The 21,428-nt window shown below is 69.6% G+C and carries 15 protein-coding genes; 1 reads left to right on the forward strand and 14 read right to left on the reverse strand.

Going from position 1 to position 21,428, the window contains the following annotated elements; genetic code table 11:
* From AB0N02_RS12905 to AB0N02_RS12925, 5 genes are all read right to left on the reverse strand, one after another.
* A partial coding sequence (locus tag AB0N02_RS12905; RefSeq protein WP_363945427.1) for an amino acid adenylation domain-containing protein occupies positions 1–2,657 on the reverse strand: 2,657 nt, incomplete at its 3' end.
* Complete coding sequence (locus AB0N02_RS12910; protein ID WP_363945429.1) at positions 2,654–2,869, reverse strand: MbtH family protein; 216 nt, start codon at positions 2,867–2,869, stop codon at positions 2,654–2,656. The genes AB0N02_RS12905 and AB0N02_RS12910, both read right to left, overlap by 4 nt.
* Before the next feature lie 40 nt (positions 2,870–2,909).
* Positions 2,910–4,475 (reverse strand): amino acid adenylation domain-containing protein, encoded by a 1,566-nt coding sequence (locus AB0N02_RS12915; RefSeq protein ID WP_363945431.1) that lies wholly within the window; start codon positions 4,473–4,475, stop codon positions 2,910–2,912.
* Positions 4,476–4,522: 47 nt separating this feature from the next.
* A complete protein-coding gene (locus AB0N02_RS12920) occupies positions 4,523–5,245 on the reverse strand; it encodes a sulfotransferase family protein (RefSeq protein ID WP_363945432.1) in 723 nt (240 codons plus the stop codon).
* A 442-nt stretch (positions 5,246–5,687) separates the two neighbouring features.
* On the reverse strand, positions 5,688–6,332 hold the full coding sequence (locus AB0N02_RS12925) for a LysE family translocator (protein ID WP_363945434.1): 645 nt from the start codon (positions 6,330–6,332) through the stop codon (positions 5,688–5,690).
* 725 nt (positions 6,333–7,057) lie between these two features.
* Between AB0N02_RS12925 and AB0N02_RS12930 the strand changes: the two genes are divergently transcribed.
* Positions 7,058–8,395, forward strand: a complete 1,338-nt coding sequence (locus AB0N02_RS12930) for a PLP-dependent aminotransferase family protein (RefSeq protein WP_363945436.1) — start codon at positions 7,058–7,060, stop codon at positions 8,393–8,395.
* A 190-nt stretch (positions 8,396–8,585) separates the two neighbouring features.
* On the opposite strand, the gene carB is transcribed toward AB0N02_RS12930, so the two are convergent.
* From carB to AB0N02_RS12975, 9 genes are all read right to left on the reverse strand, one after another.
* The gene (gene carB / locus AB0N02_RS12935; protein ID WP_363945437.1) at positions 8,586–11,891 is read right to left on the reverse strand and encodes a carbamoyl-phosphate synthase large subunit; all 3,306 of its coding nucleotides are present in this window, start codon (positions 11,889–11,891) and stop codon (positions 8,586–8,588) included.
* Between the two features lie 36 nt (positions 11,892–11,927).
* Positions 11,928–13,025 (reverse strand): glutamine-hydrolyzing carbamoyl-phosphate synthase small subunit, encoded by a 1,098-nt coding sequence (gene carA / locus AB0N02_RS12940; protein WP_363945438.1) that lies wholly within the window; start codon positions 13,023–13,025, stop codon positions 11,928–11,930.
* 41 nt (positions 13,026–13,066) lie between these two features.
* On the reverse strand, positions 13,067–14,326 hold the full coding sequence (locus AB0N02_RS12945) for a hypothetical protein (RefSeq protein ID WP_363945439.1): 1,260 nt from the start codon (positions 14,324–14,326) through the stop codon (positions 13,067–13,069).
* Positions 14,323–14,622, reverse strand: coding sequence for a hypothetical protein (locus AB0N02_RS12950; protein WP_363945441.1), 300 nt, complete (start codon positions 14,620–14,622; stop codon positions 14,323–14,325). Before AB0N02_RS12950 ends, AB0N02_RS12945 begins: the two co-directional genes overlap by 4 nt.
* 26 nt (positions 14,623–14,648) lie before the next feature.
* The gene (locus AB0N02_RS12955; RefSeq protein ID WP_363945443.1) at positions 14,649–15,905 is read right to left on the reverse strand and encodes an ATP-grasp domain-containing protein; all 1,257 of its coding nucleotides are present in this window, start codon (positions 15,903–15,905) and stop codon (positions 14,649–14,651) included.
* A 35-nt stretch (positions 15,906–15,940) separates the two neighbouring features.
* On the reverse strand, positions 15,941–16,897 hold the full coding sequence (locus AB0N02_RS12960) for a hypothetical protein (protein WP_363945445.1): 957 nt from the start codon (positions 16,895–16,897) through the stop codon (positions 15,941–15,943).
* Positions 16,898–16,935: 38 nt separating this feature from the next.
* Positions 16,936–17,076, reverse strand: a complete 141-nt coding sequence (locus tag AB0N02_RS12965) for a hypothetical protein (RefSeq protein WP_363945446.1) — start codon at positions 17,074–17,076, stop codon at positions 16,936–16,938.
* 32 nt (positions 17,077–17,108) lie between these two features.
* Entirely contained in the window at positions 17,109–18,947 is a 1,839-nt protein-coding gene (locus AB0N02_RS12970) for a carbamoyltransferase (RefSeq protein WP_363945448.1), read from the reverse strand.
* Positions 18,948–19,062: 115 nt separating this feature from the next.
* Positions 19,063–21,246 (reverse strand): iron-containing redox enzyme family protein, encoded by a 2,184-nt coding sequence (locus AB0N02_RS12975; protein ID WP_363945450.1) that lies wholly within the window; start codon positions 21,244–21,246, stop codon positions 19,063–19,065.
* Between the last annotated feature and the right edge of the window lie 182 nt (positions 21,247–21,428).

Raw genomic sequence — 21,428 nt, forward strand, 5'->3', positions numbered from 1 at the left:
TCCCCCAGCCGATCCTCACGCACCACCACCACCGCATGCACGACAGCCGGATGCCGCACCAGCACGGCCTCCACCTCACCAAGCTCAACACGGAACCCACGCAACTGCACCTGGTCATCGGTACGACCGAGATACTCCAACCCTCCGTCCGGCCTCCAGCGGGCCAGATCACCACTGCGGTACATACGCTCACCCGGCGCACCGAACGGACACGCCACAAACCGCTCCGCCGTCAAGCCGGGACGTCCCTGATAGCAGCGCGCCAGCCCCGGACCGGACACATACAGCTCACCCGCCACACCCACCGGCACCGGCCTCAAGGCCGCGTCCAGCACTTGGAGGCCGAGATCGGGAACGGCGGTGCCGATCACGCTGCCCCGGGCCCCGGCGGCCGAGGCGCGGTCGAACGCCGCGTACGAGGCGTGCACGGTGATCTCGGTGATCCCGTACATGTTGACCAGGACCGGGGCGTCGTCGGCGTGCCGCTCGTACCAGCCTTCCAGCACGCCCGGCTCCAGCGCCTCCCCGCCGAAGACCACCGACCGCAGCGCCAGGTCGGCCCCGCCCCGCTCCCGATCGGCCTCCATGAGCCGGTAGAACGCCGACGGTGTCTGGTTGAGGACGGTGACCCGCTCGCGTTCCAGCAGGGTCAGGAAATCACCGGGTGAGCGGCTGACCTCGAACGGCACCACCACGAGCCGCCCGCCCGTCAGCAGCGCCCCGAAGATCTCCCAGACGGAGAAGTCGAACGCCGGGGAATGGAACAGCGTCCACACGTCGCCCGGCCCGAACCCGTACCAGTCCTCGGTCGCGTCCAGCAGCCGTACCAGGTTCTGGTGCGGGATCATCACGCCCTTCGGCCGTCCCGTCGAACCGGAGGTGTAGATCACGTACGCCGTGTTCTCGGGGGCGACCCGCACGTCCGGGGCGGTGTCGGGGAAGCGATCGCTCTCGGCCAGGTCCTCGGGCCGCAGCACCAAGGTGGGCCGTGCCTGGTCGAGCACGTCGTAGACGCGTTCCTCGGGGTGAGCCGTGTCGAGCGGCAGGTAGGCCGCGCCCGACTTCAGCACCCCCAGGATCGCGACCACCAGTTCGACCGAACGCGGAAAGGCCAGCGCGACGACGCTCTCCGCGCCGCCCGCGCCGCCCGCGAGCAGATGGTTGGCGAGCCGGTTGGAGCGGGCGTCCAGTTCCCGGTAGGAGACCGTTTCCGCGCCGCAGGTGAGGGCGGATGCCTCGGGGGTCGCGGCGACGGCCGCTGCGAACAGCTCCGGGATCGTGGACCGACGGCGTTCCTTGAACGCGCCGTCGTGGCCTGGCGGCGGCGCCTGCTGCTCCGCCTCCCCGCGCAGTTCCAGATCCCGGACGGGCAGGTCGGGGTCGGCGGTGGCGATCTGGGTGAGCAGTTCCACCAGCCGATCGCGGTGAAGCGCCACCTCCGCCTCGGAGTAGGCCGCCGGATTGGCGTTCACGTGCAGGGTCAGCCCGCGCTCGGCGCCCATGTCATAGATCGAGACGAATAGGTCCTCGACGGGTCCGTTCAGGAGGTTGTGCGAGGTGACCTCGTGGTCGGCGAAGCTCAGCGTCTGCCCGAAGCTGGCGATGTTGACCAGGGGGCCGTACAGCGGCCCGCCGCCGACACGTCCCAGCTCGCGTAGCAGGTCCTCGTGGCGGAACCGCTGGTGGCGCAGTCCTTGGCGTACCTCCCGGGAGATCAGCCGGACGGCCTCGGCCAGGCTCGTCTCGGGCCGGATCTCACAGCGCACCGGCATGATGGTGGCGGCGGTTCCGGGCGACCGGCGTGCCGCCGCCGACTTGCGGCCCGTGGCGGTGAGGCCGATGGTGACGTTCTCTGCCCCGGTGACGCGGTGGACGTAGACCACGACCAGGGCGATCGCGAGCGCGGACCAGCTCGTCTTCATGCGCCGCGCCGCGGCGTTCAGTTCGGCCGCCGTCTCCGGTGACAGCGTGGCGGCCTCGCGCAGGAAGTCCCACGAAGGTCCCTTGTGCGCGCCGGCGGCCATCCGGACCGGTTCGTCCCGGTGGTGGAAGCGGTCGAGCCAGAACTCCCGGTCGGCGGTGAACTCATCGGAGCCGCGGTAGGCGGCGTCCTCGGCGACCAGCGTGTCCAGGGGCTCCCACTCGCTCTGCGCGGGTTGTTCGCCGTTCACCAGGCTGGTGTAGACCTCGCCCAGCCGTGCGGTGAAGATTGCGCCGCCGTAGCCGTCGAGTGCGATGTGGTGAACGCGCTGGTACCAGAAGTATCGGTCGTCGGCCAGCTTGATGAGGGCGAACGAGGAGAGCACCGGGCCGGTGACGTCCATCTCCTCGTTGCGCGCCCGTCGCATCCACTCCTCCGCCGCGGACTCTGGGGCGTCCGCCGTGGAGAGGTCGAGGAACTCGATCTCCGGCTCGACCTCGTCCGGGATGAGCTGGACCGGCTCGCCGTCGCATTCGACGATCCGTGCTCTCACGGCGTCGGCTTCGTTGACGACCCTGCGGAGGGCCGCGCCGATCAGCTCGCGGTCGACACGGCCGCGAATGTCGAGATACTCCGCGACGGTCTCGTTCCGCTGCCCGCCGCTCCGCAGGCTGGCGTACCAGAAGCCGAGCTGCGCGGCCGACAGCGGCAGTTCGCGCGTGGTCGACGGGTTCATGCCGTCTCCCCCATGGCCTTTCTCAGGCTCGTCGGCCGCATATCCGTCCAGTGCTCCTCGACGAAGTCCAGGCACTCCTGGCGGTCGGCGTCGCCGTGGCGCACCGTCCAGCCAGCGGGGACGTCGATGAACGCGGGCCACAGCGAGTGCTGGCCCTCGTCGTTCACCAGGACGAGGAAACGACCGTCGGGGCCGTCGAAGGGGTTGGTCATGAGCGCTGTCCCTGTTCTGGTCAGGAGGAGGAGAAGGGGGCTAGACGGCCGAGCCGCTTGGGTAGGTGTGCACGACCACCGCGGCGGCGGCGACCTCTGGGTGGCGCTGCAGGACGGCCTCGATCTCGCCGAGTTCCATCCGAACGCCGGAGATCTTCACCTGCCGGTCCACGCGGCCGAGGTACTGCAGGGTGGGCCGGCCGTGGCCCGCGGTTCCGGGGGGCAGCAGCCGGACGGCGTCGCCGGTGCGGTAGAGCCGTGCGGTCGGCGCGTCGGCGAACGGATCCCGGTAGAAGGCGGCGCGGGTCCGTTCGTCGTCGCCGAGGTAGCCGCGTCCGACACAGATCCCGCCCACGAACAGCTCCCCGGTCTCCCCCGCCTCGCAGACCACCCAGCTCACACCCGTGTCGTCCTGTCCGCCGGGGTGGCCGGCGGTGCCGTCCTCCTGTCGCAGCACGTAGAGCCGGGTGTTGATGATCGGGGTTCCGATGGGGAGCCGGAGCAGGCCGAGTTCGTCGGCCGTGACGGTGTGGTGGGTGACGTCGTCGGAGCATTCGGTCGGCCCGTAGGCGTTGAGCAGCCGCGTCCGGGGCCGGGCCGCCAGCCATCGCCGTGCCAGCTCGGCCGGAAGTTCCTCACCGGTGGCGATCATCCACCGCAGTCCCGTCAGCCCGTGCTCCGGCGCGCCTGGCGCCGACAGGCCGTCCAGAAGGTGCCGGACCATGGTCGGAACCAGTTCGGCCACGGTGACGCCCTGATTGTCCACGGCCGACGCGAACGATACGGGATCGTGGGTGACCTCGTCGCCGATCACGTCCACCCGCCCGCCGGTCAGCAACGGGCACAGCATCTGCCAAATGGAGATGTCGAAGCCCAGCGGCGCGGTCTGCGCGACCACGTCCATTTCGGACAACTCCAGATCCACGATCTTGGCGTGCAGGTGGTTGAGCATGCCTTGGTGCTCGACCACCGCGCCCTTGGGCCGACCGGTCGAACCCGAGGTGAACAGCACGTACCGAGGCTGGTCCGGCGATTCCAGCCGTGGCGCGCCCGCCCAGGGCGCCAGCCCCGCGGCGTCGGCCGCGTGCACGACGCGCGTCCCCGCCTCGGCCGCTCCCTCCAGCAGCGCGGTGGCGCTCCTTCCGGCATCGACCGTCAACAGCACCGCCGCCCCGGCCTGGACCAGCACGTCGCGGACGCGCGCCGCGGGCCAGCCCGCGTCGGCGGGCACGTACAGCGCACCGAGCAGTTCGACGGCGAGGAATGCGACGATCACGGTCGCGCAGCGCTCACCGCCGACACCGACGACCGTGCCGGAAGTCACCCCCTCGCGCTCCAGCAGTGCGGCGAGCCGCCGGGCCTCGACAGCCAGTTCCGCGTACGACAGGGCCCGGTGCGCGTCGGTCACAGCGAGGCGGTCGCGCCCGCCTGCCGCGCGCTCCACCCAGTTGATCACGGGATCGGCCAGGTTCACCTCGAGTTCCCTGGTCATTCCGTTGCGGGCGGCCCAGGTCCTGGCGCGGGTGGTCTCGGCGGCGGAGATCTCCAGTGCGGGCAGCGTGTGGTGGGGCGTCAGGCGTTCCTCGACGTGTGCTGGGACGGTCATCTCGGCTCTTCCTGAGGGCGGTCCGTGGCCGGCGGGGTCGGGTGCGGTCACACCTGGATCCGGCACCGGTGCATCTCGCGGTAGAAAGGCTGGTTCTGGTCGAGGTAGTCGACCAGATGCGGATGCTCGAACAGGTCCATGGCGTGGGAGGGGTTCACCTGCTCGATCCCGGAAGACCTGCTGACGTCCAGGTGCCAGGTGCGGGTCTGCCGCCATTCGTGACGCTCGCCGGGCGCCCAGCGCAGCGCAGCGGGAATGTAGGGGATGCCGACCTGTTCGCAGTAGGCGCGGACGATCCGGTCCGGTGTCTTGACCAGGTCCCGCGCGTCGATGACCACCGGAGTGCGCCCGCTCGCGCGGCGTACCGCGGCGAACAGGGCGTAGAGGTGACCGAACCCGATCTGTTCGCTGCGCACGTCCGGGTTGAGGGCGTAGTGCGAAGGGATTGTCTCCATGGGGTCGCGGATCAGAAAGGTGTGCTCGACCTGGCCGTGGAGGAAATGCTCTTCCCGCAGAAGGGTGGGGTGTGGCGCGTCGGTGGTGTCCTTGAAGAAGAGCGGGCGTTCGTGGGCGACCGACCGCAGCAGCTCGATCAGATCCTCTTCCTCCGTCACCTCCCGTTCCCCCAGCACGGCCTTTCCCCGCTCGGTCACATCGGAGAACGGATGGTGGACTATCATGCGGTCACCGCGCTCGACCATCATCCGAAGAAACGCGGTCGAGCGGCTGCGCGGTGCGCTCCACAGGGCAAGGATCGACGGCTCCGACATCGACACCGATTCCATTCATGAAAGGAGGCGGCCGGCCTCCGTCGCTGACAGAAAGGGCCGTCTTCGATGACCGCCCGCACACCGTTTGCAGCGGACGGTCCATGAATGATTCGGATCGCGGACTGCCCGTCGACGCACCCGTGCTCAATTAACCCCGAACTGGGGCATCTGTTCGCGCCGCTCCCTGGAAGAACAAGATCGTTGACGCACTGAGAAAGCTATCGACCTTTTAGCAGATCCGTCAATACCCTGATGGGCGAATACCTTCGGATTTACCGGCAGGATCAATCGGAGCAGCCCGCTGAGCTGGAACGACATCGGTTCGTCCCGGCGAGGATCCTATGGAGAATGTCTTTACAGGCCCGTTTAAACCGGCGGACACGACGGAAAACTTGACCGGTTTAGGCCAGCGTGCCGGGGGTACCATCGACGCGCGGAGCGGTTACATCGTGTTTATGGACTGACCGACAGCAAGCATAATGGCCAGCACTCCGAGCAGACTGCCCATGGCGATCCGCTGGGCTCGCAACCAGGTGGGACGGTTCGATAAAAATCCGGCAACGGCGCCGGCCGCCAGCACGATCGTCAGGTTGACCGACAGGGCCACCACGATCTGGAATACCCCGAGAATGATTCCTTGCAGTAGCACGTTTCCCTTGTGGAGGTCAATGAACTGCGGAATGATCGAAACGTACAGGATGGCGATCTTCGGGTTGAGAAGGTTGGTCATCAACCCCATGAGGAAAAGCCGCTTCGGAGAGTCGGCCGGAACGTCCTGAACGGTGAAGACCGACACCCCTCCGGGCTTGATGGTCTTCCAGGCCAGCCACAGCAGGTAGAGGGCGCCGCCGATCCTGATGACGGTGAGAATTTGAGGGAAAGCAGCGAGCAGCACCGCCAGTCCCAGGTTCGCGGCCACCAGGTAGACCAGGAACCCGACCGCCACACCGCCCAGGGAGATGACCCCCGCCCGGCGCCCCTGACTGGTACTCCGCGACACCAGGTACATCATGTTCGGCCCTGGAGACAACACCATTCCCAGCGCGACGGACACCACACCCAGCAACGCGCTCTGTTCGACCAGCATCGTCGCCCACCTTTCACACTCGAGCTGTATGGGACATCGCAGGTCCAGACGAACCCTGATCCCCGCGCCGTCGCCACAGAGGAAGGCGAACGTACGCCGACGTGGCCGTGCGCCCACGCCACGAACAGCGACTCGTACCGATTGATCCGTGCGTTTCGAAGCTATCTCTCGGTGCGTTCGGAGGCAATATCCATAATTGCTCTCAGGGTAATTTTGTGTTTGAATTTCGCCAAGGGTCGAGAGCAGGCGAAGTGAATGATGTCCGACGGCAGGGCCCAGGGCCTTTCTTCTGCCGGTTTCCGGGTCGACTGTGCCACTCCCGGTCTCTGTGGGCGGTTCTTCCCTTCTCCTGCTCCCGCCACTTCGAATCGTTGCATGCGGTTCTCCCGCACACGGCTCACCGATGCCGTTCACCGGCGGCATGCGGTTTTCCCCACCTGGGCTTATTGGCCCTGGGTGCGACGCCGGGCAGGCCCCGGAATCCACGCGAGCGCACCATCCGACGGTGAAGGCCGAGGAAACCAAACCCCTCGCCTTCCCGGTCAAGTGCACGATGCGGGTCTTGGCTTGCTTCGGTTCCGAACCGAGTTCGGCCGGCAGCCGCCGAAGCTTCGCGAGGGCGGCTTCGGCCTTCGGCGGCTGCCGGGACTTGCACATCACCAGCAGATCGCCGGGCCCCGGCGACGATCAACCACCAATCACCACTGGACGTACAGGAGGGGACCATGCAGGACTACCTGCGGGTGGCCGACGAGGTGGCCGCGGAGATCACGGCCGGACGGCTGCGCCCCGGCGACCCGCTGCCCCCGCAACGCGAGTTCGCCCGGCAGCGCACCATCGCCAACTCCACCGCCGCCCGCGTCTACAAGGAGCTGATCCGCCGCGGCCTGACGGTCGGAGAGGTCGGCCGTGGCACTTTCGTCCGCGCCGCCGTGCCCCTGCCCACCCCGGCCCTCACCGAGCCGACCGGCACCAGGATCGACCTGGAGCTCAACTACCCCGTCGTCCGCGAGCAGGCGGACCTGCTCGCCCGGGGCATCGGCCCCCTGTTGCGCCCCGACGTACTGGAGTCGTCCCTACGGCCGGTCGGCGCGGCCGGCACACCCCCGGCACGGTCCCGCGTCGCCGACCTGCTCGCGCGCGGGGACTGGCGGCCGGCCCCCGCGCGCGTGCTCTTCGCGGGCAACGGCCGGCAGGCGATCGCCGGGGCCATGGCCACGCTGGCGCCTCCGGGGACCAGGATCGGAGTGGAGAAGCTCACCTACCCGGTCGTCAAGGCGATCGCGAGCCGCCTCGGGATCACCCTCGTGCCGTTGGCCGTCGACGAGGCCGGACTGGTGCCCGAGGCGGTCGAGTCCGCCACGCGCAAGGCACCGCTCAACGCGATCTACCTCCAGCCGACGCTGCACAACCCGTTGTCGCTCACCATGCCCATGGAACGCCGTGCCGAGCTCGCGGAGGTGCTGGAGCGGCTGGACATCCACGCGATCGAGGACGCCATCTGGTCGTTCCTCAGCACCGACCTCCCGCCGCTCGCCGCGCTGGCCCCCGAGCGGACCATCCTGGTCGACAGCCTCTCCAAACGGCTCGCCCCCGGGCTGACGCTCGGGTTCGCCGTCGTCCCCGAGGCCCTCGTGTCGAACGTGGCGACGGCCCTGCGCTCCGGCGGCTGGACGGCGATGCACTTCGCACTGGACGCCGCCGTCCGATGGCTGAGCGACGGCGTCGTGCAGAAGGTGACGCTCGCCAAGCAGCGTGAGGCGGCCGTCAGGCAGGAAATCGTCGCCCGGCACCTGGGAGAGTTCGCGGTGCACAGCGCCCCATGCTCCTACTACTGCTGGTGGGAGCTGCCCCGCCCGTGGCGGGCCGACACCTTCGTGGCCGCCGCCGCGCGCCAGGGCATCGCCGTCACCCCGGCGGCGGCCTTCGTCGTGGGCCAGTACCGCGCCCCGAACGCCATCCGCCTCGGCCTCGCCTCCCCGCCCGCCGACGCCCTCTCGCGCGCGCTGGCCACGCTCGCCGACCTCGCCCGGTCCACACCGGATGACCTCATAGCCGAGTGACGGCGGCTCGGAGCACTACATAAAACGACCTCGGTTCATTCCGTGGCGGGGGTGCGGCTCGGCACGCACAGCACGGCTGGTCCCGACGATGACGACCAGGAGGACGGCGACCGCGCCGACCGCCCGGCCGCCGCCCGTCATCCCCGTCTCGGCCGGAACGTCGGCGGCGGCCGTCACCGGGCTGCGGCCGTCACCGGGCTGCGACGAGGTGCCGGGTGTGCTCCTGCAGGGCCCGCACTCCCACCTCCCCGCAGGCAAGCACGTCGATGCCCTGCAGGGCGGCGACCAATGCCTGGACGGTGGTCAGGCAGGGCACATCGCGCACCACAGCGGCCGTGCGGATCTCGTATCCGTCGGCGCGGCCGTCGGCGCCAAGCGGGGTGTTCACGATCAGGTCGACGCCCCCCTCGTGAATCAGCTGCACGATCGTCGGCTCACCGGCCGGGCCGGGGCCCTCGCTGTGCTTGCGGACCGTGGTCGCCTGAACACCGTTCTGTCTCAGAGCCTCGGCGGTGCCGGCGGTGGCCAGCAGCTCGAAGCCGTGCTCGACGAGCGCGCGGGCCAGAAAGATCACGGCCCGCTTGTCGCGGTCGGCGACCGACACGAACACCCGCCCCTTGAGGGGCAGCGCGCCGTAGGCGGCGATCTGTGACTTGGCGTAGGCGACGCCGAAGACCGGGTCGATGCCCATGACCTCACCGGTGGACCGCATCTCCGGGCCGAGCACGGTGTCGGTGCCTCGCCCGGAGGCGTCACGGAACCGCGACCAGGGCAGCACGACCTCCTTGACCGAGATCGCCGCGTCGGGCGGCAGGATGCCGCCGTCGCCCCGCGCGGGCAGGACACCGGTCGCGCGCAGTTCGGCGATCGTCGTCCCCAGGGAGATCCGGGCCGCCGCCTTGGCCAAAGGCACCGCGGTCGCCTTGGAGGTGAACGGCACCGTGCGCGATGCGCGGGGATTGGCCTCCAGCACGTAGAGGACGTCCCCGGCCAGAGCGAACTGGATGTTGATGAGCCCGCGCACGCCGATGTCGCGCGCGATGGTCTCGGTCGACTCCCGGAGCAGTTCGATGTCGCTCCCGCCGAGCGTGATCGGCGGCAGGACGCAGGCCGAGTCGCCCGAGTGAATCCCGGCCTCCTCGATGTGCTCCATGACGCCGCCGAGGTAGAGCTCGCGCCCGTCGTAGAGGGCGTCGACATCGATCTCGATCGCGTCGTCCAGGAACCGGTCGATGAGCACCGGGCGGTCCGGGGACATCTCCGTGGACTCGGTGATGTAGGCGGCCAGCCGGTCCTCGTCGTACACGATCTCCATGCCCCGCCCGCCGAGCACGTACGAGGGCCGGACCAGCACCGGGTAGCCGATCCGGTCGGCGATCGCCTTGGCCTCGGAGAAGGTGGTCGCGGTCCCCTGCTCGGTGGCGGGCAGCCCGGCGTCGGCCAGGATCCGGCCGAAGGCCCCTCGGTCCTCGGCGAGATGGATCGCCTCGGGCGAGGTGCCGGCCACCGGCACGCCGTTGTTCTTCAGCTCCTGCGCCAGGCCCAGCGGGGTCTGCCCGCCCAGTTGGACGAGCACGCCCGCGACCTCGCCGACCCGCTGTTCGGCGGCCACGATCTCCAGCACGTCCTCCAGGGTGAGCGGCTCGAAGTACAGCCGGTCGGAGGTGTCGTAGTCGGTCGAGACCGTCTCGGGGTTGCAGTTGATCATCACGGTCTCGTAGCCCGCCTCGGCCAGCGCGAACGAGGCGTGCACGCAGGAGTAGTCGAACTCGACGCCCTGCCCGATCCGGTTCGGGCCCGACCCCAGGATGATCACCGCGGGCCGGTCGCGCGGCGGCACCTCGGTCTCCTCGTCGTAGGAGGAGTAGAGGTACGGCGTCCGCGCCGCGAACTCGGAGGCGCAGGTGTCCACGGCCTTGTAGACCGGGAGGATGCCGAGACGGTGGCGCGTCCTGCGCACCTCCGCCTCCTCCAGCCTCCGGATGGCGGCGATCTGGGCGTCGGAGAAGCCGTGCCGTTTGGCGTACCGGAGCAGCTCGGGGGTCAGCCCGGGTGCCTCGGCCAGCTCGTCGGCGACCTCCTTGAGCAGGAAGAGCTGGTCCACGAACCAGGGGTCGATCCGGGTCGCCGCGACAACCTCCGCGGGTGAGGCGCCCGCGCGGACGGCCCGCATGGCGGCGTTGATCCTGCCGTCGGTCGGACGCGCGGCGGCCGCCAGCCACCGATCCTTGTCCCCCGGATCGCCCACGAAGGTGAACTGGCTGTCTTTCTTCTCCAAGGACCGCAGGACCTTCTGCAACGCCTCGGTGAAGTTGCGGCCGATCGCCATCGCCTCCCCCACCGACTTCATGTGGGTGGTGAGGGTCGGGTCGGCGGCCGGGAACTTCTCGAACGCGAAGCGCGGCGCCTTGACCACGACGTAGTCGAGGGTCGGCTCGAACGACGCCGGGGTCTCCCCGGTGATGTCGTTGGGGATCTCGTCGAGCGTGTACCCGACCGCCAACCGCGCCGCGATCTTGGCGATCGGGAAGCCGGTGGCCTTGGACGCCAGCGCCGAGGACCGCGACACCCGCGGGTTCATCTCGATGACGACGATCCGGCCGTCCTCGGGGTTCACCGCGAACTGGATGTTGCAGCCTCCGGTGTCCACCCCGACCTCGCGGATCACCGCGATGCCGATGTCGCGCATGGTCTGGTACTCGCGGTCGGTGAGCGTCATCGCGGGCGCGACAGTGATCGAGTCACCGGTGTGCACGCCCATCGGGTCGAGGTTCTCGATGGAGCAGACGACCACGACGTTGTCGTTGCGGTCGCGCATCAGCTCCAGCTCGTACTCCTTCCACCCGAAGACCGACTCCTCCAGCAGCAGCTCGGTGGTCGGGGACAGGGCCAGCGCGACATCGGCGATGCGACGCAGCTCGGTCTCGTCGTGCGCGAAGCCGGAGCCCGCGCCGCCCATGGTGAACGATGGGCGCACCACGACCGGATAGCCGCCGAGCCGGTCGACCCCGGCCAGCACCTCGGCCATCGAACGGCAGATCACCGAACGTGCCGACTCGCCGTGTCCGATCTTCGCCCGGACCGCCGCCACGACGCCCTTGAACCGCTCACGGTCCTCGCCCCTGCGGATCGCCTCGGCACTGGCGCCGATCAGCTCGACGCCGTACCTGCCGAGCACGCCCGTCTCGTGCAGCGTGATAGCCGTGTTGAGCGCGGTCTGGCCGCCCAGGGTCGGCAGCAGCGCGTCCGGCCGTTCGAGCGCGATGATCTTCTCGACGAACTCCGGGGTAGCGGGCTCGACATAGGTGGCGTCGGCCATCTCCGGATCGGTCATGATCGTGGCCGGGTTGGAGTTGACCAGGATCACTCGCAGGCCCTCGGCCCTGAGCACCCGGCACGCTTGGGTGCCGGAGTAGTCGAATTCGGCTGCCTGCCCGATGACGATCGGCCCCGAGCCGATGACCAGCACGGACTGGATGTCGGTACGCCTAGGCACGCGGTCCCTCCACGGTGGACGCTGAACGCCGGAACATCAGCCCCGGGCCTCCTTCATCAGTCCGCAAAAACGGTCGAACAGGTCGGCGGCGTCGTGGGGGCCCGCCGCGGCCTCCGGGTGGTACTGGACGCTGAACGCCGGCCGGTCGAGCAGCGCGATCCCCTCCACCACACCGTCGTTCAGGCACACGTGGGTCACCTCGGCCCTGCCGAACCGCGTCTCGGTCGGGCCGTCCAGCGGGACCTCGACGGCGAAGCCGTGGTTATGCGCGGTGATCGCGACTCGTCCGGTGGTACGGTCCTGGACCGGCTGGTTGATACCGCGATGGCCGTACTTGAGCTTGTAGGTGGCGAAGCCGAGCGCGCGTCCCAGCAGTTCGTGGCCGAGGCAGATGCCGAACAGCGGCGTGCCGCGCTCGAGCGCCGACGTCACCACGCCGAGGTCCGCCGTCTCGGGGTCGCCAGGGCCGTTGGACAGGAAGATCCCGTCGGGATCGAGCGCGTCGACCTCCTCCGCGGTGACGGTCGCGGGCAGCACGTGGACCTCGATACCCCGCTCGGCCATCCGCCGCGGTGTCATCGACTTGACGCCCAGGTCGATCGCGGCCACCGTGTACCGGCGGGCGCCGAGCGCGGGGACCACGTACGGCTCGACCGTCGAGACCTCGGCCGACAGGTCGGCGCCGACCATGCTGGGCATGCTCCTGACCCTGCCGAGCATGGCGGCGTCGTCCGCGATCGCCGCGCCGGAGAAGATCCCCGCCCGCATCGCGCCGTGCTCGCGCAGATGTCGGGTGAGCGCCCTGGTGTCGACGCCGCTGATCCCGACGACGCCCTCCGCCACGAGGGCGTCCTGCAGGCTCCGCCGCGACCGCCAGTTGGAGGGCGTCCGGGCCGGGTCGCGCACGACATAACCGGACACCCAGATCCGCGCGGACTCCGGGTCCTCGTCGTTCATCCCGGTGTTGCCAACGTGCGGCGCCGTCATCACCACGATCTGACGGTGATAGGACGGATCGGTCAGCGTCTCCTGGTAACCGGTCATGCCCGTGGAGAACACCGCTTCGCCGAAGGTGTCGCCCACCGCGCCGAAGGCGTCCCCTCGGAACGAACGGCCGTCTTCCAGCACGAGCACGGCCGGAACACAGGCGCCTCTCGCGCCGGGCCCCGCCGCCCTCACCACGCGCACGCCTCTCGGGGGCCGCCCGTACCGGCCGTCACCTGCGGCGCGCATTCGAGCCGGAAGCGCGCAGCCGTGCTGACGATGGTCTTCTCGACCTCGCCGCTGGAGGCGCCCTGGAACCGGAAGCGCGCGCCCACGTGCTCGTATCCGCCGATCCGGGGGATCACCGTACCGACCGGCGGGACCACGACGGCGTACGGGCCCTCGTCGGGTACGGACGGCTCGGGCAGGTCCCAGGCCGTCACGCGGCACGGGGCCGGGACGGGCGTCGGGACCAGTAGCCACCCGCCCGTCCGCCACTCTTCGGGGACGGGCAGGTCCGGGCGGCGGCCGAGCTGGACGTCCGCGGCGGCGCGCATCAGGTCGATGCCGTGCACCTCCCGCCACACGAACGGGATCTCCGCGCCACCGACCCGGTAGCCGGCCTCCAGGAAGGTGAACCGGTGGCCCCCGCCGGGGGCCGTGCCGGCGAACACCTCGAGGTGGAACACCCACGGGTCGCCGCTCATGGCCCCGGCGGCCGCAGCCGTGAACTTCTCCAGCTCCGCCAGGAGAACGGCGTCGTCGATCTCGACGGAGCCGAGCGCCTCGCCCTGGGTGAAGTCCACGCACGTGTTGAGATAGCGCGACGCCCGCCAGGGCCCCAGCCGATCCCCGGTCCAGAGCCCGTCGACGTGGAAGACGGCGTCGTCGCAGAACCGCTGAACCAGCCTCGGTTCGGCGGGCAGATGGCGCAGCAGGGGCAGGTCGTCCTCGGAGTCCAGGCGGACGACCCCGCGGCTGGCGGTCCCTCTCCGGGGTTTGACGATCACCGGCCACCCGTGCCGCGCCGTGAACGCCAGGACGGCCTCCTCGTCCGGCGCATCGGCGAACTCCGGGGTGGCGACCCCCGCTCCGGTGACCGTCTCCACCATGACCAGTTTGTCGCGGAAGCGCGCCAGCTGTCCGGGATCCTGCCCGGCGCATCCCAGCTGCTCGCGCACCGCCGCCGCCGTGTCCAGGTCGCCCTCGTTCAGCGCGACCACCCGGTCCGGGGCGCCGAAGGCCCCGGACAGTTCGGTCACCGCCTCCATCACCTCGGCGAGGTCGTCGGTGGCCGGTACGACCCGGACCGCGGCCGCCCGTTCGGGGACGGAGCGCATGCCCAGGTCGGTGCTCACGTAGGTGACCCGGTGAACGTCGTGATCGATGTAGTCCTCGTAGAGCGCGTGCCGGTCGCGCCATCGGTGGATGACCAGAATGTGATCGCTCATACCATCCTTTCCCCCTGTTCCATCCGGGAGAGGTCGTGGATCCGGCGCACGGCGTACGTCGCCGAGACGACGGCGGCCCTGGCCGATCCGAGCGCGTCGCGGGCCGACTCCAGGTCGCCGTCCTCAAGACAGCCGACCATGTCGGCGGCGCAGTCGATCAGGTACAGGGCCGCCAGGGTGAGCGGCTCGTCCGAGGCGAGGCCCTCCGCCACGAGCCTGCGGACGTTCCTGAGCTGGGCGACCGGCTCCGCCACCGCGACGGCGCCGAGGGGCTCGGTCACCGCAGAACTGATCATGGTCACAGTCGATTCCGTTCCCTGGGTCAGCGCATCCTGAAGTGGATCATGTCGTTGGCGCGGTCGCACTTGGCCACGGCGTCGACGGCGTCCGTGCCGGAGGCGATCACGTAGCCCGAGACGCAGTCCGCGACGGTCAGCAGCGGCGGCACGACGTCCCCGGTGCTCTTGCCGATCACCGCGGCGACCTCGAGGTCGGTGAACTCGTCCAGGTAGGGCAGGAACACCAGCGGCGTCTCACCCTTGGGAACCGTCCGTACCGCGTCGGCCGCGCCGTCCTCCACCTCCACGGACTCGACCGTGCCGGGCTCGGGCGTGAAGAAGCGGACCGCCGCGCCGCCTCGCGGCGCGGGCGAGTGCTCCGGCAGCTCGTCGATCCCGAGCGGAACGGTCAAAAACATGCGGTTCAGGTTGAGCCCGAAGGCGCGCCGGACCAGTTCGGGTGCGCCGCTGCCCGCGAGCCGCGCGTGCGACTCCAGAACCCGCGGGCCCTTGTCGGTGAGGACGAACTCGCTGTGCGAGGGCCCTTCGGTCAGCCCGACGGCGTTCAGCAGCCTGGGCGTCAGCTCGAACAGCGCGTCGAGGTGCGGCACGGCGACGCGGCTGGGCGTGCTGACCTCCCACTCGACGTACCGGTCGTTCATCCGGTACTCGGAGTAGCCGATCGGCAGGTGGCGCCCCGCGTAGGAGAAGGAGTCCACGCTGACGACCGGGCCCTCCAGGAACTCCTCGGCGATCACCGTGGCCACCTCGGCGCCCTGCAGCGCCCGCCAGGCCCGCTCGGCGTCGTCGGCGGAGTCGATCGGGTGGATGTGCAGGCTCGCCACGCCGTCCGCGGGCTTGACGATGATCCGGTCGCCGACCTCCGCGCGGAACCGCTCGATGTCCTCCACGCTGGTCACATGCCGGTAGCGCACCGGGCTGAGCCCGTGCTCGTCGAGGACCTGGCGCATCACGACCTTGTCCTTCAGGGCGCGCGCCGCGGCTTCGGTGACGCCCGGGAGCCCCAGCGAGTCCACCACGAACCCGGTGGACTCGCCCGCGGGCTCGGTCGTGGTGAGCACCCGGTCGAACGGGCGCTCCGCGTGCAGGGGCTTCAGCACGTCGAGGAGGGCCTGGCCGTCGGCGATCGGAGCGTGCACGACCCGCTCACAGTGCTGCAGAACCGACTCCTCGTACGCGCCCTTCTCGTGTACGAGCACCACGTCAATGCCCAGTTCCCTGGCCCCCGTCACGGGGGCCGGCCTGCCGCCGATGACCGCCACTCGGTACTTGCCCGTCATCTCTATCTCCTCGGATAGTCGCTCATCGGTCTGGTTCAGGCGGCGTAGCAGCGGCGCAGCCAGCGCGCCGCGGCGGCCGGCCCCGGGGTGAAGGCGCGCCTGCGGTGGAGCAGCCGGTAGTTGTCGAAGGCCAGGAACACTCCCGGATCCAGCACCAGTTCCTCCATCGGCACCTTTTGGAGCAGTTCGTACCAGCGCTCCAGTGCCGCCGTCGCGGAGTCGGTCCGGCCGACCGTGGTACCGGAGTCGTACCGCGCCCGGTAACGGCCCTCAGCGTCGAAGTCGAGGATGGGGGTGTCCCTGAGAGGTCGTGTCATTGCCCCGTCGTTGGACGCGGGCGCCCCGATTTCGAACTCGGGAGCCATCAGGCGCCCAAGGGTGTCCTCGTCGAGGAGGACGACCACGTCCTCGACCGCCGCCATGTCGGTCGGCACCCGCTCCTCGTTCCGCATGCCCACGAACGTCAGGAACTGCGGCACGTAGAGGCGCGGGTCCGAGCCGGGCAAGCCGAACGGCTGGTGGGGGTTGTCGGTGTGCCAGAAGAACTCTGAGTCCGACCCCCAGGAGCTGGTCGTGCCCAGGGCGACCGGATTCGGCACCACGTTCCTGATCAGGCGTCCGTCGTTCTCGAAGCTGACCGCGAACGGGGTGATGTGCAGCAGACGGATGAGGCCCAGGTGGAGCGCGTTCATCACGGCAAGCTCGAGCTCATCGCCGAACCCGTCCACGGGGGTGGCCGGCAGGTCCTCCTGCATGGGCAGGTTTCTCAGAATGATCGCGTGGCTGCCGGTCGAGGTGAACGCGTCGATCCCGTGCAGGATCTCGCCCGGCAGATAACGGCGGAGAGCGTGTGCGCCGATTCCTGCGAGAATGGTGTCGTCGATGTCGGAGTCGAGCCGGGTGACCGAGACCCGCTCCAAGACCTCCTTGCCCAGGAGATCACGGACGCTGTCCTCGATCCGGTATCGCATGATTCGGCGGAAGCTGGCCATCGAATGCCTCCAATCTGGGGCTGGGACCTCGTTGTCGCTCAGTGCTCTTGGGAAAGGATCCAGTAGGTCGCCGCGTTCGTGTCCCAGCGGCGTGCGAGGGGGTCTCGGAGCAGCCTGCCGAGCAGCCCCGCAGGGGTGATCACCAGGCAGTAGAAGGCGAGGAGCAGAAGCGTGCGCATGCTGTTCCATTCGTGGTCGGGGCGGGAAACGCTCAGTCGAGCGGGATCTCCTCACGCCAGTCGGACTCCTCCGACCAGGCGGGCTGTTCGCTCTTCTCCAGCAGGAAGCAGCCCATGGCGAGCATGTCGATGTTGGTCCGCATGAAGCAGGCGTAGGCCTGGTCCGGTGATTTCACGATCGGCTCACCGCGGACGTTGAACGAGGTGTTGACCAGCACCGGGCAGCCGGTGCGGGCCTTGAACTCGGTGAGCAGCCGGTGGTAGCGCGGGTTGTCCTTGCCGTCGACGGTCTGCACACGCGCCGAGCAGTCGACATGGGTGACGGCGGGGATGGTGGAGCGCTGCACCCGCAGCAGGTCCAGGCCCGCCGCGCCGGCGGCGTTCCACTCCACCTGCTGCGCGGCCGCCACCTGCGCGACCACCAGCATGTACGGGCTCTCCTGGCGCAGGTCAAAGTAGTCTTTGGCGTCCTCCGCCAGCACGACGGGGGCGAAGGGCCGGAACGACTCCCGGAACTTGATCTTCAGGTTCATCGCGGACTGCATCTGCGGATCGCGCGGGTCGCCGAGAATCGAGCGGGCTCCCAACGCGCGCGGGCCGAACTCCATACGTCCCTGGAACCAGCCGACGATCTTGCTTTGGGCCAGTCCCGCCGCGACCTGCTTTACCAGTTCGTCCTCGCTCAGGCGGCGGTGCGGGATCGCGTTGGCCTCCAGATAGGCGGCGATCGCGTCATCGTCGAAGGCCGGACCGAGCAGCGACCCGGACATCGCGTCGCGCCCGCTGCCCAGATGGTCGCGCGAGGCACCGCGGTCCATGGCCACCAGCTGCGCCGCGCCCAGGGCACCGCCCGCGTCACCCGCGGCGGGCTGGACCCAGACCTCGTCGAAGACCTCCGCATCGATGATCTTTCCGTTGGCCACACAGTTGAGCGCGACGCCCCCGGCCAGGCAGAGCCTGGACTCACCGGTGCGGGCGCGGGCCGTGCGGGCCAGCCGGAGCATGACCTCCTCGGTGACCTGCTGTACCGAGGCCGCCAGGTCGAACTCACGCTCGGTGAGCTTGCCCTCGGGGCTCCGCCGGGGTCCGCCGAAGAGCTTCTCGAACCCCTTGCCCGTCATCACCTGACCGCGCAGGTACTCGAAATAGCGCATGTTCAGGCGGAAGCTACCGTCGGGCTTGATGTCGATGAGCGTGTTCCGGATGAGGTCGGCGTAGCGAGGCTTCCCGTAAGGCGCCAGGCCCATCAGCTTGTACTCGCCGGAGTCGACCTTGAACCCGCAGAAATAGGTGAACGCCGAGTACAGCATCCCGAGCGAGTGCGGGAACCGCAGCTCGGCCAAGGGCTTCAGGCGGTTGCCGCGACCGTGCCACAGAGTGGTGGTCGCCCACTCCCCCACGCCGTCCACGCACAGCACGGCGGCGGACTCGTACGGGCTGGGGAAGAACGCCGACGCCGCGTGCGACTCATGGTGGCGCCGGACCTCCACCTCCGGAACCGCGCCTCGGGTCAGGGCCTGGAGCTCACGCCGGACCGTCCGGTCGGTGTGCCGCTTCCCGCCGGCCGCCATCCAACCGGGCATGGTGTCGCGGAACGCGGGGAAGGCCGTGGGCGCCGCCCCCAGGAAGGTGGCGAGAACCCTGCGGAACTTCAGGCGGGGGTCTTCGTAATAGGCGACCGCGGAGATGTCCTTGAAATCCACGCCCACCTCGTCCAGGCAGTACCGCACCGCCTGCGCGGGGAACGAGGAGTCGTGTCGTTTCCTGCTGAAGCGCTCTTCCTGCGCCGCGGCGACGGGAACGCCGTCTGCGACGAGCGCCGCCGCGCTGTCGTGATAGAAGGCCGAGATACCGAGAACCAGGTCAGACACGGGTGTTCTCCCCTATCGTGTTCGAGGTTGTGCTCACCTGCGACCGTGGGTTGATCTGAGTCCATGCGTCCGCCGCCGGTACGCCCGGGGGCGCGACCGAGCGCGCCGGACCGACTCATCGGCGCTTTCCCGAAAGACGGGCGCGGCGGGCGGCGCGACGGGCGCCGAATCCGTTGGGCGGGTTGAGCGACCGGTATCCCACCCGCACCCGTTCCCAGACCTCGGCCCGCGCCCCGGGACCGGTGGTCTCCGGCCGTCCCGCGAGAAGAGTGTCGACCGCGTCGGCGGCCCACGCCGAATGACCGGTGGCGACGTTGTCGATGGTGTTGTGGATGTCGACGAAGCGCGTGTTGAAGCCGTATTTCTTCAGGGCGAGGCGGGCCCTCCGGTAGGTGCCCCCCACTCCGGACAGCTCCATGGCCAGATTCAGTCCCAGCACCTCCGGCAGGAACGTCTGGGGAAACCGGCCGATGCTCAGCCAGTAGACGGGCAGCTCGAATGAGGCGTCCCGGAAGCCCGGCCAGCGGGCGAACTCCAGCGACGCGGTAGGGGGAAGCTCGATCTCCATCTCTTTGAGCACTTCGCGGTAGATGAGCGGGTGGTTGAGCTTGGCCTCGCCGTTGCCGAGCTCGTCCCAGTAGGTCTCGAAGAGCGAGTGACCGATCTCCGAGGACGCCAGTTCGTAGTCGGTGAAGCCCTGGAGCCAGCTCCCGTCGATCAGGGTCAGCGGCGCGGTCTGGACCGTGTCGTCGATGACCTCCTCGCGGGAGGGCAGCGGGACCTCGGCGTTCCCCTCGAACTCGGCCCCGTGCCGGTCATGCTGTGCCTGGAGCCAGGGCCGCAGTCCGTTCCGGTCCCAGGTCCGCGGAAGCGGCATCGTCCTGTCGTCCATGCCGTGCCCCGAGCGCGCCAGCCAGCCCGCCACGTAGTTCAGGGCCCAGGAGCGCAGCACCGGGGTGTCGGTTCGCGTCATCAGGAGGTGGTAGGCCTCCCGGTTGTCGGCCGGCTCCCTGCCGTCCAGCCGCGGCCCCGTTCTGAGCAGGCTCGCCGCTGTGGCGAGCCGGTCGTCGCCGGACACCCGGCCCGGTGCCGGTCCGGTCCGTTCCGGAGGCGTCGACGGGAGCGAGTCGATCCAGCGGCGGATGACGGCGAGGTCCTCCGGTGAGAACACCCGGAACATGGGGCCACGCTCGCTGACCAGCCCCCGGACGAGGGAGCTCGCTCCAGAACGGCCTGGTTTGACCAGTTTGCTCCGGGCCAGGACCGCCAGCAGGGGACGGGGATCGGTCCGGCAGTCCTGCAACCAGGCCGCCAGCGAACGGCCCTCCAGCTCGAACTGGTGGTGGTAGACCGAGCCCTCCCGCGCACGCAGCCGCATCAGCTCGACCATCTCGTACGCCGGGTCGAGCGACTCCTCCAGCTCTCCGTACAGGGCGTCCATGTGGTCGCGCAGGACCCCCAGCGCCCAGGAGAACCCGAGGCGTACGGCGGTCTTGGCCTCCGCGCCTTCCGATCCGACGAGTTCCGCGACGGAACGGCTCTCCTCCGCAGGAGAAGGCTCCTCCTCCCTGGCCCAGGAGGGGTCGATGACGTTCCAGACGGCCGCCGTGGGCAGCGCCTCCCTGACCATCGCCAGCGGGGGCAGCAGCCCCACGGTGCGCAGGCAGAGGTCGGCGCCCACGAGCTCGCCGCGGAAGTCGTCGGGGCGGCGGCTCATGACCATCAGCACGGCCGGGAGCAGGTACGCCTTGTCCGCGATACGCCGGTCTCCGGCGAGCCGCGTCAGCGGCACGGCGTTCTCGGCGAGCCTCAGGTGCCGGAGCAGTTCCAGGTAGGCGCTCCCGCGCGAGGCCCCCGGGTGCCCGACGCCGACGTCTGAGGCGTACAACGCGAGGATCCGCAGCACGAGCGGGTCGTCGGCGTTGCCCGGCGCGCTCAGCCACTGCAGCCACGCACCGGATGCCAGGGACAGCGGTGCACAGCCGAGTACCGCCCTGCGGACGACTATTTGGCGGTCGCCCTTCTCATCCGCCCGATCGACCAGCTTCGTGAACCGCGCTCTCGCTTCGTTCGCCCACCCGGTGGCCTCCAGGACCAGATCACCGAGCGACGCCCGGTCATCGGTGGCAGGGCGGCGCAGCTCGTCCCGGATCTCGTCGAGGAGGACGCCTCCGGGCACCATGACCTCGGGCGCGACGCACCACGCGTAAAGCGTGCGGGCAGCCGACCCGCCCTCGTCGGACCGTCGTGTCCCGGGACCGGTTCCTGCGGCCGTGCCGGCGGCAGCGTTCGTCCCCATGGTTCTCACTCACCTCACTTCCATGGCCTGAGCACTGGTGACAGTGGTGGAACTACGACCTGCACCCTCAGAACATCGGGTAGATCGATGCGTCGTTCTTTCGCTTGTTCTTCTTGCGCCGGAACACTCTGTCGACGATCTTTCGCAGGAAGGTCATGCCGAGCCCCTTTCAGGAGGCGGAG

Origin of the sequence: Streptosporangium sp. NPDC051022 (assembly GCF_040683035.1) — a bacterium.
GTDB lineage: Bacteria > Actinomycetota > Actinomycetes > Streptosporangiales > Streptosporangiaceae > Streptosporangium.

Excerpts from the sequence above, each read along its gene's own strand:
- AB0N02_RS12910 (WP_363945429.1), bottom strand. The coding sequence starts at position 2,869 with ATGACCAACCCCTTCGACGGCCCCGACGGTCGTTTCCTCGTCCTGGTG.
- AB0N02_RS12915 (WP_363945431.1), bottom strand. The coding sequence starts at position 4,475 with ATGACCGTCCCAGCACACGTCGAGGAACGCCTGACGCCCCACCACACG.
- AB0N02_RS12920 (WP_363945432.1), bottom strand. The coding sequence starts at position 5,245 with ATGTCGGAGCCGTCGATCCTTGCCCTGTGGAGCGCACCGCGCAGCCGC.
- AB0N02_RS12925 (WP_363945434.1), bottom strand. The coding sequence starts at position 6,332 with ATGCTGGTCGAACAGAGCGCGTTGCTGGGTGTGGTGTCCGTCGCGCTG.
- AB0N02_RS12930 (WP_363945436.1), top strand. The coding sequence starts at position 7,058 with ATGCAGGACTACCTGCGGGTGGCCGACGAGGTGGCCGCGGAGATCACG.
- AB0N02_RS12945 (WP_363945439.1), bottom strand. The coding sequence starts at position 14,326 with ATGAGCGATCACATTCTGGTCATCCACCGATGGCGCGACCGGCACGCG.
- AB0N02_RS12950 (WP_363945441.1), bottom strand. The coding sequence starts at position 14,622 with ATGATCAGTTCTGCGGTGACCGAGCCCCTCGGCGCCGTCGCGGTGGCG.
- AB0N02_RS12955 (WP_363945443.1), bottom strand. The coding sequence starts at position 15,905 with ATGACGGGCAAGTACCGAGTGGCGGTCATCGGCGGCAGGCCGGCCCCC.
- AB0N02_RS12960 (WP_363945445.1), bottom strand. The coding sequence starts at position 16,897 with ATGGCCAGCTTCCGCCGAATCATGCGATACCGGATCGAGGACAGCGTC.
- AB0N02_RS12965 (WP_363945446.1), bottom strand. The coding sequence starts at position 17,076 with ATGCGCACGCTTCTGCTCCTCGCCTTCTACTGCCTGGTGATCACCCCT.
- AB0N02_RS12975 (WP_363945450.1), bottom strand. The coding sequence starts at position 21,246 with ATGGGGACGAACGCTGCCGCCGGCACGGCCGCAGGAACCGGTCCCGGG.